The 14,093-nt window shown below is 75.6% G+C and carries 7 protein-coding genes; all 7 read right to left on the reverse strand.

Going from position 1 to position 14,093, the window contains the following annotated elements; genetic code table 11:
* A partial coding sequence (locus tag Srubr_RS00005; RefSeq protein WP_203854899.1) for a type I polyketide synthase occupies positions 1-7,365 on the reverse strand: 7,365 nt, incomplete at its 3' end.
* Between the two features lie 92 nt (positions 7,366-7,457).
* Positions 7,458-8,738, reverse strand: a complete 1,281-nt coding sequence (locus Srubr_RS00010) for a methylaspartate mutase (protein ID WP_189991549.1) — start codon at positions 8,736-8,738, stop codon at positions 7,458-7,460.
* A complete protein-coding gene (locus tag Srubr_RS00015; protein WP_189991551.1) occupies positions 8,735-9,187 on the reverse strand; it encodes a cobalamin B12-binding domain-containing protein in 453 nt (150 codons plus the stop codon). The genes Srubr_RS00010 and Srubr_RS00015 overlap by 4 nt, the downstream gene beginning before the upstream one ends.
* Positions 9,187-10,413, reverse strand: coding sequence for a type III PLP-dependent enzyme domain-containing protein (locus Srubr_RS00020; RefSeq protein ID WP_189991854.1), 1,227 nt, complete (start codon positions 10,411-10,413; stop codon positions 9,187-9,189). The genes Srubr_RS00015 and Srubr_RS00020 overlap by 1 nt, the downstream gene beginning before the upstream one ends.
* 287 nt (positions 10,414-10,700) lie before the next feature.
* The gene (locus Srubr_RS00025) at positions 10,701-12,227 is read right to left on the reverse strand and encodes a class I adenylate-forming enzyme family protein (protein WP_189991553.1); all 1,527 of its coding nucleotides are present in this window, start codon (positions 12,225-12,227) and stop codon (positions 10,701-10,703) included.
* Positions 12,224-13,792 (reverse strand): AMP-binding protein, encoded by a 1,569-nt coding sequence (locus Srubr_RS00030; RefSeq protein WP_373313384.1) that lies wholly within the window; start codon positions 13,790-13,792, stop codon positions 12,224-12,226. Before Srubr_RS00030 ends, Srubr_RS00025 begins: the two co-directional genes overlap by 4 nt.
* 13 nt (positions 13,793-13,805) lie before the next feature.
* Positions 13,806-14,057, reverse strand: coding sequence for a phosphopantetheine-binding protein (locus Srubr_RS00035; RefSeq protein ID WP_189991555.1), 252 nt, complete (start codon positions 14,055-14,057; stop codon positions 13,806-13,808).
* Between the last annotated feature and the right edge of the window lie 36 nt (positions 14,058-14,093).

The following is a 14,093-nucleotide window of genomic DNA, read 5'->3' on the forward strand; positions in this document are numbered from 1 at the left end:
GCCCCGGGCGGCGACGGCGGTGACGGCGTCCGCCAGCGACCACACGCCCGCGACGTGCGCGGCGGCGAACTCGCCGACGGAGTGCCCGGCCAGCCGGCCGGGGCGCAGCCCGAAGGACTCCAGCAGCCGGTACAGGGCGACCTGGGTGGTGAACAGGGCGGCCTGGGTGTACGCGGTCTGCTCCAGGGTGCCGGGGTTGTCGCCGAGGACGACCTCGGCGAGGGGCCGTTCGAGGTGCTTGTCGAAGAGCGCGGCGATCCGGTCGAAGTGCTCGGCGTAGACGGGGAAGGCGTCGTACCAGTCGCGGCCCATGCCGGGGCGCTGGGCGCCCTGGCCGGAGAACAGGTAGGCGAGGTCGCCGTCGGTGGCGGAGCCGGTGACGAGCAGTCCGGGTGCCTCGGTGCCGTGGGCGAGGGCGCGCAGGGCGGTGGCGGCCTGGTCGTCGCCGGTGGCGAGGAGGACGGCCCGGTGGGGGTGGGTGGCGCGGGTGGTGGCCAGGGCCCGGCCGAGGTCGGCGGGGGCGGTGCCGGTCAGGTCCAGCAGCCGCCGGGCCTGGCCGCGCAGGGCCTCGGGCGAGCGGGCGGAGACCGGGAGGGCGAGCACCGGCGGGGCGGTGGCGGGGTCCGGCTCGGCGGGCTCGGGTTCGGCGAACTCCTCAAGGATCACATGGGCGTTGGTGCCGCTGATCCCGAAGGAGGAGACGCCCGCCCGGCGGGCCCGGCCGGTGGCGGGCCACGGGCGTGGCTCGGTGAGCAGTGCCACGGCTCCGGCGCTCCAGTCGACCTGGGTGGAGGGCTGGTCCACGTGCAGGGTCCTGGGCAGCACCCCGTGCCGCATCGCCATCACCATCTTGATGACTCCGGCGACCCCGGCGGCGGCCTGGGTGTGGCCCATGTTCGACTTGACCGAGCCCAGCCACAGCGGCTGTTCGCGGTCCTGGCCGTAGGTGGCGAGCAGGGCCTGCGCCTCGATCGGGTCGCCGAGCGTCGTGCCCGTGCCGTGCGCCTCCACGGCGTCCACGTCGGCCGGGGTGAGCCCGGCGGCGGTGAGCGCGGCGCGGATGACGCGTTGCTGGGAGGGGCCGTTGGGGGCGGTCAGGCCGTTGGAGGCGCCGTCGGAGTTGACGGCGGAGCCGCGCACCAGGGCGAGGACCCGGTGCCCGTGGCGGCGGGCGTCGGAGAGGCGTTCCACGACGAGCACGCCGGCGCCCTCGCCCCAGCCGGTGCCGTCGGCGCCGTCGGCGAAGGACTTGCAGCGGCCGTCGGCGGCCAGTCCGCGCTGCCGGGCGAAGTCGACGAAGGTGTCCGGTGTCGACATGACGGTGACACCGCCGACCAGGGCGAGGTCGCACTCGCCCTGGCGCAGCGCCTGGGCCGCCAGGTGCAGGGTGACCAGCGAGGAGGAGCAGGCGGTGTCGACGGTGACGGCCGGTCCCTCCAGGCCGAGGGCGTAGGCGACCCGGCCGGAGACGACGCTGCCGAGGCTGCCGTTGCCCAGGTAGGCGGCGAGGTCCTCGGGGACCTCGGCGAGCCGGGTGCCGTAGTCGTGGTACATGACGCCCGCGAACACGCCGGTGCGGGAGCCGCGCAGCCGGTGCGGGTCGATGGCGGAGCGCTCCAGGGCCTCCCAGGACACCTCCAGCAGGAGCCGCTGCTGGGGGTCCATGGCGGTGGCCTCGCGCGGGCCGATGCCGAAGAAGGCGGCGTCGAACGCGGCAGCGTCGTACAGGAAGGCGCCCTCGCGGGTGTAGGTGCGGCCGGGCGTGCCGGGCTCGGGGTCGTAGAGGGCGTCGGTGTCCCAGCCGCGGTCCGTGGGGAAGCCGCCGACCGCGTCGGCGCCGTCGGCGACGAGCCGCCACAGGTCCTCCGGGGAGCGGACGTCGCCGGGGTAGCGGCAGCTCATGCCGACGATGACGACCGGGTCGTCGTCGGTCGCGGTGCGGGCGGGGGCCGCGGCGGTCTCCTGCGTTCCGGTGCCGAAGAGGGTGGCGCCGATGTGGGCGGCCAGGGCGCGGGAGGTGGGGTGGTCGAAGACGAGGGTGGCGGGCAGCCGCAGCCCGGTGGCGGTGTTGAGCCGGTTGCGCAGTTCGACGGCGGCGAGCGAGTCGAAGCCGAGGTCGGTGAAGGCCCGGCCGGGGTCGACGGCGGCCGGCCCGTCGTGCCGCAGGACGGCCGCGACCTCGGTGCGCACGAGGTCGAGCAGGGCGCGGTCGCGGTCGGCGGCGGGCAGCGCGGCGAGCTCTCCGTCCGTGGCCGGCGTGGGGGCGGTGCGCGCTGTGGCCCGGCGGGTGACCGGGCGGACGAGGCCGGTCAGCAGCGGCGGTACGCCGTCGGGGCGGCGGCGGACGGCGGCGGTGTCGATCTCCACGGGCACCAGATGCGGGGCGCGGGAGCGCACGGCTGCGTCGAACAGTTCCAGGGACCGGGCGGCGGTCAGTCCGGGCACGCCGTAGGCGGCGACGCGGTCCCGGGCGGCCTCGTCCAGGGCGGCTCCCATGCCGCGGTCGGTGGCCCACAGGCCCCAGCCGAGGGAGGTGGCGGGCAGGCCGAGGGCGGCGCGGTGGGCGGCGAGGGCGTCCAGGTAGGCGTTGGCGGCGGCGTAGTTGCCCTGGCCGGCTCCGTCGAGGACGGCGGCGAGGGAGGAGAACAGCACGAAGCGGGAGAGGGCGCGGTCCCGGGTCAGTTCGTGCAGGTGCCAGGCGCCCAGGGCCTTGGCGTGGAAGACCTCGTCCACCATGGCGTCGGTGAGGGTGTCCACGGTGCCGTCGTGGACGGTGCCCGCCGCGTGGACGACGGAGTCCACCGGGTGCCGCTCCAGCAGGCGGCGCAGTGCCTCGCGGTCGCCGGTGTCGCAGGCGGCCACGGTCACCTCGGCGCCCAGCGCGGTCAGTTCGGCGTGCAGGTCCGGTGCGGTGCCGCGGCGGCCGGCGAGGACCAGGCGGCGTACCCCGTGGGCGGTCACCAGGTGGCGGGCGAGGAGCGCGCCGAGGCCGCCGGTGCCGCCGGTGACGAGCACGGTTCCCCAGTCGGCGGCGGGGGCGTCACCGACGGGCTGCGCGGCCAGCCGGGGCACGCTGAACGCGCCGTGCGCGAGGGAGAGTTCGGGTTCGCCGGTGGCGAGGGCGCGGCGCAGGCCGGTCTCGGAGGGCAGCGCCTCGTGCTCGATCAGGATGTACCGGCCGGGGTTCTCGGCCTGGGCGGAGCGGACCAGGCCGCGCACGGCCGCGTGGGCGGGGCTGTCGGGCGGGGTGACGACGACCAGCCGGGTGTCCGCGAGGCGCTCGTCCGTCTGCCAGGTGCGCAACAGCCGGAGGACGTCGCGGACATGGGCGCGGGCCCGGGTGGCGTCGGCGTCCGCCGGGCCGGGGACGCGGTGCACCACGGCGTCCGGGGCGGGCCCGTCCGGCAGCGGTCCGGCGGGGTCGGTGAGGACGGCGGTCCGCAGCGGCTCGGTGGTCGCGGGCCGGGGGTACGGCTGCCGGCGCACGGTGTACAGGACGTCCTGGTCCGGTACGGGCCGGGAGGTCAGGGCCTCGACGGCGGCCACCGGGGCGCCGGTGGGGTCGGCGAGGTGCACGGCGATGGTGTCGCCGCCCCGGCTGGTGATCCGTACCCGCAGGGCGGTGGCGCCGCCGGCGTGCAGGGTGACGCCGGTCCAGGCGAACGGCACCAGCACCTCGGGCCGCTGCGGGGCGCCGAGGTCGGCGGCGTGCAGCGCGGCGTCGAGCAGCGCCGGGTGCAGGCCGAACGCGCCGGCGTCGGCGGTGGCGTCCTCGGGCAGGGCGACCTCGGCGTAGACGTCGTCGCCGTGCCGCCAGGCGGCGCGCAGGCCCTGGAAGGCGGGCCCGTAGTCGTAGCCCTGGGCGGCGAGTCGGGCGTAGACGCCGGTGGTGTCCAGCGGCCGGGCGCCCTGCGGCGGCCACTCGGTCAGGGCGGCCGGGGCGGGCGGGGCGGTGGTGGTGAGGACGCCGGTGGCGTGCTGGGTCCAGGGTGCGGCCCGGTCCGCGCGGCTGTGCACGGTGACGGTGCGCCGGCCGGTGGCGTCGGGTTCGCCGACGGCGACCTGTACGGCGATGTCCTCCTCGGCGCGCAGCACCAGCGGTGCGCCGAGGGTCAGTTCCTCCAGGGTGCTCGCGCCGGCGTGGTCGCCCGCGCGCAGGGCGAGTTCCACGAAGGCGGTGCCGGGGAAGAGGACGCGGCCGTTGATGACGTGGTCGGCGAGCCAGGGCTGGGCACGGGTGGAGAGGCGGCCGGTGAGGACGACGCCCTCGGCGCCGACGGCGACCACGGCGGCCAGCAGCGGGTGCCCGGCGGGGAGCTGGCCGAGGCCGGTGGCGTCGGTGCCGGTGCGCTGCTCCAGCCAGAAGCGGCGCCGCTGGAAGGGGTAGCCGGGCAGGTCGATCCGGCGCCCGCCGAGGCCGGCGAAGTGCCGCCGCCAGTCGACGGGGACGCCCCGGGCGTGGGCGGTGGCGAGCGCGGTGAGGGCCTCGCGTGATTCGGGCCGCTCGCGCCGCAGCACCGGCAGGAACGCGGTGCCGGGTGCGTCGGTGCAGTCCGGGCCCAGGGCGGACAGCACGGCGTCCGGGCCGATCTCCAGGAAGGTGCGGGTCCCGGCGTCGGCGAGAAAGCGGACGGCGTCGTGGAAGCGGACCTTGGCGCGGACGTGCTCCACCCAGTACTCGGGGTCGCACAGTTCGGCGGTGACGGGGCCGCCGGTGACGGTGGAGACGACCGGCAGCCGCGGTTCGGCGTAGTCCAGGACGTGCGCGATCCGGCGGAACTCGGCCAGCATCGGTTCCATCAGCGGCGAGTGGAAGGCGTGGCCGACCCGCAGCCGCTTGCTGTCGTGGCCGCGCGCGGCGAGTTCGGCGGCGATCAGCTCCACGTCGGCCGCGTCCCCGGAGACGACGACGGCGCCGGGCCCGTTGACGGCGGCGATGCCGGTGCGCGCCGTGAGCAGGGGGGTCACCCGGTCCTCGGCGGCCCGTACGGCGAGCATGGCGCCGCCTTCGGGCAGGGCCTGCATGAGCCGGCCGCGGGCGGCGACCAGGATCGTGGCGTCCTGGAGGGTGAGGACGCCCGCGACATGGGCGGCGGCGATCTCGCCGACGGAGTGCCCGGCGAGCTGATCGGGGGTGAGTCCCCAGCTCTCCAGCAGCCGGTACAGGGCGACTTCCAGGGCGAACAGGGCGGGCTGCGCGTACTCGGTGCGGTGCAGCGGTTCGGCCTCGGGGGTGCCGGGGCCGGCGAACAGGATCTCCTTCAGCGGGCGGGCGAGCTGGAGGTCGAAGTGGGCGCAGATGTCGTCCAGGGCGTCGGCGAACACCGGGTGGGCGGCGGCGAGTTCGCGGCCCATGCCGGGGCGTTGGCTGCCCTGTCCGGTGAACAGGAAGCCGAGTTCGCCGTCGGCGCGGGCGGTGGGCGCGGTGGTGCCGGAGGCCAGGTCCTCCAGGGCGGCGCGCAGTCCGGCGCGGTCGGCGGCGACGAGGACGGCCCGGTCGGGCAGCGCGGCCCGGGTGGTGGCCAGCGAGTGGGCGAGGTCCAGCAGATCGGCCTCGTCCGCGAGGGGCAGCAGGTCGGCGGCGCGGGCGCGCAGGGCGGCCTCGCCCCGGGCGGACAGGGCGAACGGCAGGGGCGTCCCGGCGGGCGGGGCCGGGCGGGCGTCCGGGCCGGATGCCTCGGGCGTGGCATCGGGGTGGGGTTCGGGACCGGACCCGGGGTGGGGCTCGGGGTGTTCGAGGATGACGTGCGCGTTGGTGCCGCTGACGCCGAACGAGGACACCCCGGCCCGCCGGGCCCGGCCGGTGTCGGGCCAGGGGCGCTCGGCGGTGACGAGTTCCACGGCCCCGGACGACCAGTCGGCGTGCGGGGTGGGCGCGTCGACGTGGAGGGTGGCCGGTACCCGCCCGTGCCGCATGGCGAGGATGGTCTTGATCAGTCCGGCGGCGCCGGCGGCGGCCTGGGTGTGCCCGAGGTTGGACTTGACGGAGCCGAGCAGCAGCGGCGCGCCGGCGGGACGGTCCTGGCCGTAGGTGGCGAGCAGCGCGGTGGCCTCGATGGGGTCGCCGAGGCGGGTGCCGGTGCCGTGTGCCTCGACCACGTCGACGTCGGCGGCGGTGAGGCCGGCGTCGGCGAGCGCCCGGCGGATCAGCCGCTGCTGGGCGGTGCCGCTGGGCGCGGTCAGGCCGTTGGAGGCGCCGTCCTGGTTCACGGCCGAGCCGCGTATCAGGGCCAGCACCCGGTGCCCGTTGCGGCGGGCGTCGGACAGCCGTTCCAGGACGAGCACGCCGACGCCCTCGGCGAACCCGGTGCCGTCCGCGGCGGCGGAGAACGCCTTGCAGCGGCCGTCGGGGGCGAGGCCCCGCTGCCGGCTGAACGCGGTGAACACCCCGGGGCCGCCCATGACGGCGACGCCCCCGGCGAGCGCGAGCGAGGACTCGCCCTGCCTCAGCGAGCGGCACGCCAGGTGCACGGCGACCAGGGCGGCGGAGCAGGCGGTGTCCACGGTGACCGCGGGGCCCTCGGTGCCCAGCACGTAGGCGACGCGGCCGGAGATGACGCTGTTGGCGTTTCCCGCGAGCAGATAGGCGTCCAGGCCGTCCGGGGCGTCGTGCAGCCGCGGGCCGTACTCCTGGATCTCGGCGCCGAGGAACATCCCGGCCGGGGTGCCGCGCAGCGCCGTGGGGTCGATGCCGGCGTCCTCCAGGGCCTGCCAGGAGGTCTCCAGGACGAGCCGCTGCTGGGGGTCCGTGCCGAGTGCCTCGCGCGGGCTGATGCCGAAGAAGTCGGCGTCGAACTCGGCGGCGGTGTCGAGGAATCCGCCGTTGCGCACGTAGGTGCTGCCGGGCACCTCGGGGTCCTCGTGGTAGAGGGCGTCCAGGTCCCAGCCGCGGTCCTGGGGGAAGCCGGTCAGCACCTCGCCGCCGTCGGTGAGCAGCCGCCACAGGTCGGCGGGCGAGGCGATGCCGCCGGGGAAGCGGCAGCCCATGCCGACGACGGCGACCGGTTCGCCGGGGTCCGCGTCACCGGCCGGCTCGGCGGGGGTGTCCGGTGTGCCGTGGACCTCGGCGAGCAGCCGGGCCGTGAGGTCCTGGACGGTCGGGCAGTCGTAGGCGAGGCCGACCGGCAGGTCCAGGCCGGTGCGTGCGGTCAGCCGCCGGTGCAGGTCGACCGCGGCGAGCGAGTCGAGTCCCTGCGCGGCGAGGGGGGCGGCCACATCGAGCGGGGCCGCCGTGCCCGGCCGGGCCGTCTCGATCGCCTCGGTCACGGCCGTGCGCACCAGGTCGGTCACCAGCGCGCGGTGCCGGGACGGTACGGCCGTGGCGAGCCGTCGTGCCAGAGCTGAGTCGGATCCGGGCCCGTTCATCCACGCATCTCCACTTTCGGCCGACACCGGTTTTCCTCACCTTTTTCCACACCGTAGTGACGGCCCTGGAAAGGCCACACCCTTAACCACCCCTAGGAGCGGGCGGATTCGACGGCCCGGGTGTTCCGGGGGCCGGGTCCGTCGAACGAACGGCGTACGTAGGACAGGGAATCGAGCAGTTCCGCGGCGGTGACGGCGTGCGCCGGGCGTACGTCGGCGATGCCGTTCAGCGGCATCCTGCCGATGTCGGCCCAGGCCAGCCGGCCGTCCGCGGTGATGTGACTCCGGCTGAATCCGGCGTTGTCCGGATGCAGACAGTAGGGGACGTCGAGGCGTCCCTCGGCGAACGCCGTCAGCAGGGCCGTACCGGGGTCGTCGTCCAGGTCCAGTACGGCGTCGACCAAGGCGGACGCCTCGGCGTAGGTCTGGGTGCCGGTGGCGTCCAGCGGGGTGCGCGGGGTGCGGGCGGCGACCTCGGCCGCGTATTCCAGGGCGGCGACGTTCTCGGCCACCGTGGGAATGCGGCGGGATTCCGCGACGGTTTTCACGATGAGCCGTTCCGAGCCGCTGGCGACGGCGAGTTCGGCGGCTTTCCCGAGCAGCCGGTAGGCGCCCTGTTCCGTTTCCGGATACAGCCCCATGTAGGCGTAGACGACGACATGCCATTCGGCGTCCGGCAGATGGTGTGCGCACAGGCGGCGCAACGCGGCCACCGCTTCGGCGTCCTGGCCGGGATGGGTCTGCTGGGCGTAACTGACGGAAATGCTGCGGATGCCGTGCCGGTGGAAGAACAGCGCCTCCAGCACGCTGACGGCGACGAGCAGGCTCGGCGGGCACAACTGGCCGAGGACACAGCCTCCGAAGGTCTCCAGGTGCGGTTCGGCGCCCGACTCGCGGCGGGCGGCGAGCAGTTCGCAGGCGTCTGCCCAGTGGGCGACGGACTCGCGCAGCGGGACCCGGCCGTAGGGCAGGCAGTAGGAGACCGGGCCGCCCTCGGAGGCGTCGAGCCCGACGGCGGTCAGCGCCCGGAAGATGTCCTGGGGCGCGGCGGAGCCGTGCCGGACCTGGACCGGGAAGCCGGGGCCGTGGATTCCGTCGAGAACGCCCTCGGTGGTGGCCGGGTCGTGGCTCACGATCGGGTAGCCGTTGAGGGCCACGTCCTCCAGGACGGCCAGGCGTGCCGACTCCAGGTCGCCGACCCGGGTGTAGCTGTCCAGGGTGATCGTGCCGACGGTGGTCGCCCTGGCGTCCCGGGTGGCGAGCAGCCCGGCCCGCATCCGCCCAGGGCTGCTCATCCCCATCCGGGGCTGCACGACCAGCCGGCCGGCGTCGTGAGCCCGGCGCACGAACCCGCCGAACCCGCCGCCGGTCACACCAGGGCCCGCTGCGGCAGCGCGCCGAGCATGCGCCGGAAGGCGGCGACGCCCTCGGCGCTGTCGTCGAACACCGCGTCGTACCCGGCGGCGCGCAGCGCGGCCACCTCCTCGGCGCCGCAGGGCCCGGCGATGCCGAGCTTGCCGCCGATGACGGCGGGCACCGCGGCGAGGGCGGGGTGTTCGCGCAGCCGGGTGACGGTCCGCATGCCGTCGTGGTAGCCGTGGCCGTTGACGCTGCTGACCACGATGAGCGCGGGGCGGTGCGCGAGGGCCTCGGCGATGAGCAGGTCCTCGGGGACGCAGGGGCCGAGGTTGACCACGCGGTGCCCGTGCTCCTCCAGCAGGAGCTGGAGGTAGACGAGGTTCCAGGTGTGGGAGTCGGAGATGCCGCCGGCCACCAGTACGGGCCAGTCGCCGGGGTCGGGGGCGTTCGGGAAGGGGCTCATCACAGGGCCTGTCCGTGGTCGTAGGTGCGGGTGTGCTCGATGCGGGAGACGGACACGAGGTCGTCGCCGCGTACGACGATCTCGGCGGGCGCCGGCCGGCCGAGGAACATCAGCAGGCTGGCGGTGGGGCCGTAGGCGCCGGCGTTGGGGACGGTGAGCAGGTCGCCCGGGTCCAGCGCGGGCAGCACCACGCCCCGGCCGAGCAGGTCGCCCGGGGTGCACAGCGGCCCGGCCAGGCTCGCGGGGGTGCCGTCGGCGCCGACGGACTCATGCGGTTCGACGGACACGGGCAGGATGCGGCCGAGCCCGGACATACCGCCGAAGGTGTTGATGCCGGCGTCGAGGACGAGGTAGCGGTGGTCGCGGCTGTCCTTGACGTTGACGACGGAGGTGAGCAGGGTGCCGCTGTCGGCGACCAGGTAGCGGCCCGACTCGCAGGCGACCTGCGGGGCGCCCGCGCGCCAGCCAGGGAAGTGCTCGTCCAGCGTCCGGGCGAGGGCGTCGCGCAGGTCCCGGTAGACGGGCCGGGCGCCCTGCACGGCGTAGGGCGCGGCGAATCCGCCGCCGATGTCGAGGAAGCGGAAGGTGACGCCGAGGGCCTGCTGGAGGGCGGCGGCGGTGGCCACGGTGTGCCGGAACTCGGCGATCAGGCTCGCCTCGTCCTTGGCGTTGCTCAGCGGGAAGAAGTGCAGTCCGGCGACGCGGGTGCCCGGGACCTCGCGCAGCTCGGCGGCGAGACCGGGCAGGGTCTCGCTGTCGAAGCCGAACTGCGAGGGCACGCCGGTCATGCGGATGCCGGTGGCCGCGGCGCCGGTGGCGTTGTTGACGCGGAGCAGGCAGTCGGCGGTGAGGCCCAGCTTCCGCGCGGTCTCGCCGACGCGGCGCAGGTCGCCGGGGGACTCGGTGGAGAACAGGCCCACGCCCCGGGTCAGCGCCTCGGCCAGTTCGGCCGTGGTCTTGCCGGGTCCGGTGTACAGGATTCGGTCGCCGGGGAAGCCGGCCCGCAGGGCGGCGTCGAGTTCGCCGACGGAGCTGATCTCGGCGCGGCAGCCGCCGGTGCGCAGCTCGCGCAGCAGCTCGGGATGGGGGTTGGCCTTGGCCGCGTAGAACACCTCGACCTCGGCGGGCAGCGCGGCGAACAGGTCGTCACGGGCCGCCGCGACCCGGTCCAGGTCGTAGACGTAGGCCGGGGTACCGAAACGCGCGGCGAACTCGGCGGCCCGCAGGCGGCGGTCTTGCCCGGCCGGTTCGGCGGCGGTCGACCGGTGGTCGCGGCCGGACGGCTCGGTGGCGGTCGACCGACGGTCGCGGCCGGACGGCTCGGCAGCAGGCGCCCGGCCCTCATGCCCGGACGGCTCGGCGGCGATCGTCCGGTGATCGCGGCCGGGCGGCTCGGCGGTGGTCGACCGACGGTCGCGGCCGGACGGTTCCTCGGTGGCGGTCGTCCGACGGTCGCGGCCGGACGGCTCGGCAGCAGGCGCCCGGCCCTCATGCCCGGACGGCTCGGCGGTGGTCACGCGGTGGCTCCTTCCAGGAGGCGGGCGAGCGCCTTGCGGTCGTGCTTGCCGTGCGGGGTGAGCGGCAGCTCGGCGACGACCCGGGCCACGGTGGGCACCTTGGCGGGTTCCAGCCGCAGCGACAGTTCCTTCAGCAGGGTGTGCGGGTCGATGTCGCCCTCGGCGAACACCGCGAGGGGGCTATCCTCGGCGGGCGGCAGGACGGCGGCGGCGCGGACACCGGGGACGTCGGTGGCGGCGGCCTCGATCTCGGTGGTGCTCATGCGGACGCCCTTGTGCTTGAACATGTCGTCGCGGCGGCCCTCGTAGTAGAGGAAGCCGTCCTCGTCCACATGGCCGAAGTCACCGGTGTGCAGCCGCAGTCCGCCGCCGGGAGCGGGCCGGAAGGCGCGGGCGGTCTGCTCCGGGGCCCGCCAGTAGCCGGGCATGACATGCGGTCCCTCGACCACGATCTCACCGGTCTGCCAGGGCGGCAGCGGCCGGCCCTCGTCGTCCACGGCGAAGGCCCGGGTGCCGGGCAGCGGGCGGCCGACCGAGTGGGGTTTGGCGTCCTGGAAGGCGGGCGGCAGCACGGAGACGCGTTTGCACTCGGTCTGCCCGAACTGGACGACCACCTCGGCGCCGGGGAACGCGGTGCGCAGGGCGTCGGCGGTGGACTTCGGCAGCGCGGCACCGGTGTTGGTGAACAGGCGCACCCGGGGCTCGCGGGCGGGTTCGCGGGCGGCGAGGGCGCAGATCATGGTGGCCAGGGAGGGCACGATCGGGACGATGGTGGCGCCGGTCTCCCGGATGCGGCGCAGCAGCACCAGGTCCGACTCGCCGTCGGCGAGGACGAGTTCGCTGCGGCCCGCGGCGGTGAGCAGCACCTTGTACAGGCCGTAGTCCCAGGAGATCGGGAAGCGGCAGAACACCACGTCGTCGGGGCGGTAGCCGAGTTCCAGGCCGATGGCCTCGGTGGCGAACACCATCCGGCCGTGCGGGCAGATCACCGCCTTGGGCGCGGCGGTGGAGCCGGAGGTGTAGACGAGGACGGCGATGTCGTCGGCGCCGACCGGGACCTCGGCCGGGCGCACCTCGCGCTCGCGCAGCTCGGTGATCTCCGCCCAGGCCGGGCCGAGTCCGAGGACCGGCACCTCGCCGGCCAGGGCGCCGATCCGGTCCACGGCCGGGTCGGCGACGACGATCAGCGCGGGCTCGGCGTTCTCCACGACCGCCCGCAGGTGGTAGTCCTTCATGCCGGTGTTGACGGGGACGAGGACCGCGCCCCGGCGCGCGGTGCCGTACAGCAGCGCGACCAGCTCGCGGGTGCTGGGCAGTTGGACCAGGACCCGGTCGCCGTGGCCGACCCCCTTGGCTCGCAGCCAGGCGTCCACGGCGTGGCTGTGGGCGGTCAGTTCCCGGTACGTCCAGCGGCCCGTGCCGTCGGTCACCGCCCAGGCGCCCGGGCGGTCGGCGGTGGCCTCGTCGAGCAGGTCGTGCACCCGGGCGTCGGTGCGGGCCGGCACTGTCGGTTGACCGTTCACTGCGACTCCTGCCGCCTTTCGTGTGTGCCTCCGGCCGGCTGCCGCATGGCCGCGGCCCGGGAGGCGAGCTTCCTGCGGTCGGTCTTGCGGTTGGCGTTGAGCGGGAGGGTGTCCAGGTGGTGGTAGGCGCGCGGGACGACGGCGGCCGGCAGCAGCTCGCGCAGACGGCGGGCGAGCCGGGCGGGCGGCACGGGCGCGCCGGTGTGGAAGACGGCGAGTTCCACGGTGCCGTCCACGGGTACGGCCACGGTCACGGCGTCCTCGACACCGGGGCAGGTGCGGGCGGCGGCGTCCACCTCGGCCAGTTCCACCCGGATGCCGTGCACCTGGACCTGTGCGTCCTTGCGGCCCAGGTAGTGCCAGCCGCCGTCGGCGGCGCGCCGGACCCGGTCGCCGGTGCGGTAGTAGCGTCGGCCGTCGTGTTCCAGGAACCGTCCGGCGTCGTCGGCCGGGTCGAGGTAACCGGGCGTCAACTGGGGCCCGGCAACGCACAGTTCGCCCTCGTCGGCGGTACCGGGCGCGCCGGACGGGTCGAGCAGCAGGGTGTCGTGGCCGGGGTGGACGGCGCCGATGGGCACCATGTCGTTCGGGTGGCGTCCCGGTGTCCAGCGGTGCGCGGTGATGGTGATGGTCAGCTCGGTGGGGCCGTAGAGGTTCTCCAGCGCGGCGCCCGGCGCGGCGGCGGCCCAGTCCTCGGCGTCCTTGCAGCCGAGCGCCTCCCCGGCGAAGAAGCTCCAGCGCAGCGAGCCCAGCGCGCCCGGGGCGAGCCCGCCGGTGCGGCGTACGAGGGTGATCGCGCTGGGCGTGGAGAACCACACGGTCAGGCCCCGTTCGGCCACGAACTCCGGCAGGCGCGCGTACGCCCGGGCGGGGACGGGGACGACGGCGGCCCCGGCGCCCCAGGCGCAGAACAGGTCGAACACGGCGCAGTCGAAGTTGAGGTCGAAGGTCTGCGAGAAGACGTCGTGCGGCCCGAAGTCGTAGCGCTCGTCGAGGAGTCCGAAGTAGTGGGCGGTGTTGGCGTGGGTGACCGGCACGCCCTTGGGCCGGCCGGTGGAGCCGGAGGTGAACAGCACATAGGCGATGTCGCCGGGCCGGGCGGGCTGGGGTGCCTTCAGGGCGCTGTCCGGGTCGAGGGCGAGCGCCGGCATGGGCTGCCCGCCGGGCGCGAAAAGTGTCGGCAGCCGCACCCCTTCCTCGTGCAGCGCGGTCAGGGCGGGCAGGGCGTCGTCGTCGGCGAGCAGCGCGCCGACCCCGGCGGCCTCGATCATCCGCCGGGTGCGGGCGGCGGGGAAGGCCGGCTGGAGGGGGACGACGGTGACGCCGCTGTACAGGCCGGCCAGCAGGCCGGCGTACGCCGTGGGTCCCTTGCCGGCCAGCACCCCCACGGCGGGCGGGCGGCCGGGGAGCTGGGCGAGCAGCGAGCCGGCCCGTACGAGGGCGAGTTCGTGCAGTTCGCGGTAGGTGAGGTCGACGCCGTCGGCGTGCAGCGCGGGCCGGTCGGGGGCGAGGGCCAGGCCGCGCGCGAACCGGCCGGACAGCGTGCCGTCCACGGTGGGGTCCACGGTGACCGTCCCGTCAGCCCGTGGTGCTCTGCTGCATGCCCCGCACGGTGTCCCACAGCACGCCGGCGGTGCGGAAGGTGTCCATGGTGAGCGCGCTGTCGCGGAAGCGGACCCGGTAGTCCTCCTCCAGGGTGCCGAGGAGCTGGACGGTGCCGAGCGAGTCCAGGCCGAGGTCCTTCAGGTCGGACTCCGGCGTCAGCTCCTCCTGCGGCGGCAGGAACGGCAGGAAGGGGCGGAGTATCTGTTCGAACCGGTCGTCCCACATGGGGGCCTCCAACGAGTCGGGCGGGGTCGGGCGGCG

This window comes from Streptomyces rubradiris (genome assembly GCF_016860525.1).
Taxonomy (GTDB): Bacteria; Actinomycetota; Actinomycetes; order Streptomycetales; family Streptomycetaceae; genus Streptomyces; species Streptomyces rubradiris.

Coding starts and splice junctions, on each gene's coding strand:
- Srubr_RS00015 (WP_189991551.1), bottom strand. CDS start 9,187: ATGAGCCCCTTCCCGAACGCCCCCGACCCCGGCGACTGGCCCGTACTG.
- Srubr_RS00035 (WP_189991555.1), bottom strand. CDS start 14,057: ATGTGGGACGACCGGTTCGAACAGATACTCCGCCCCTTCCTGCCGTTC.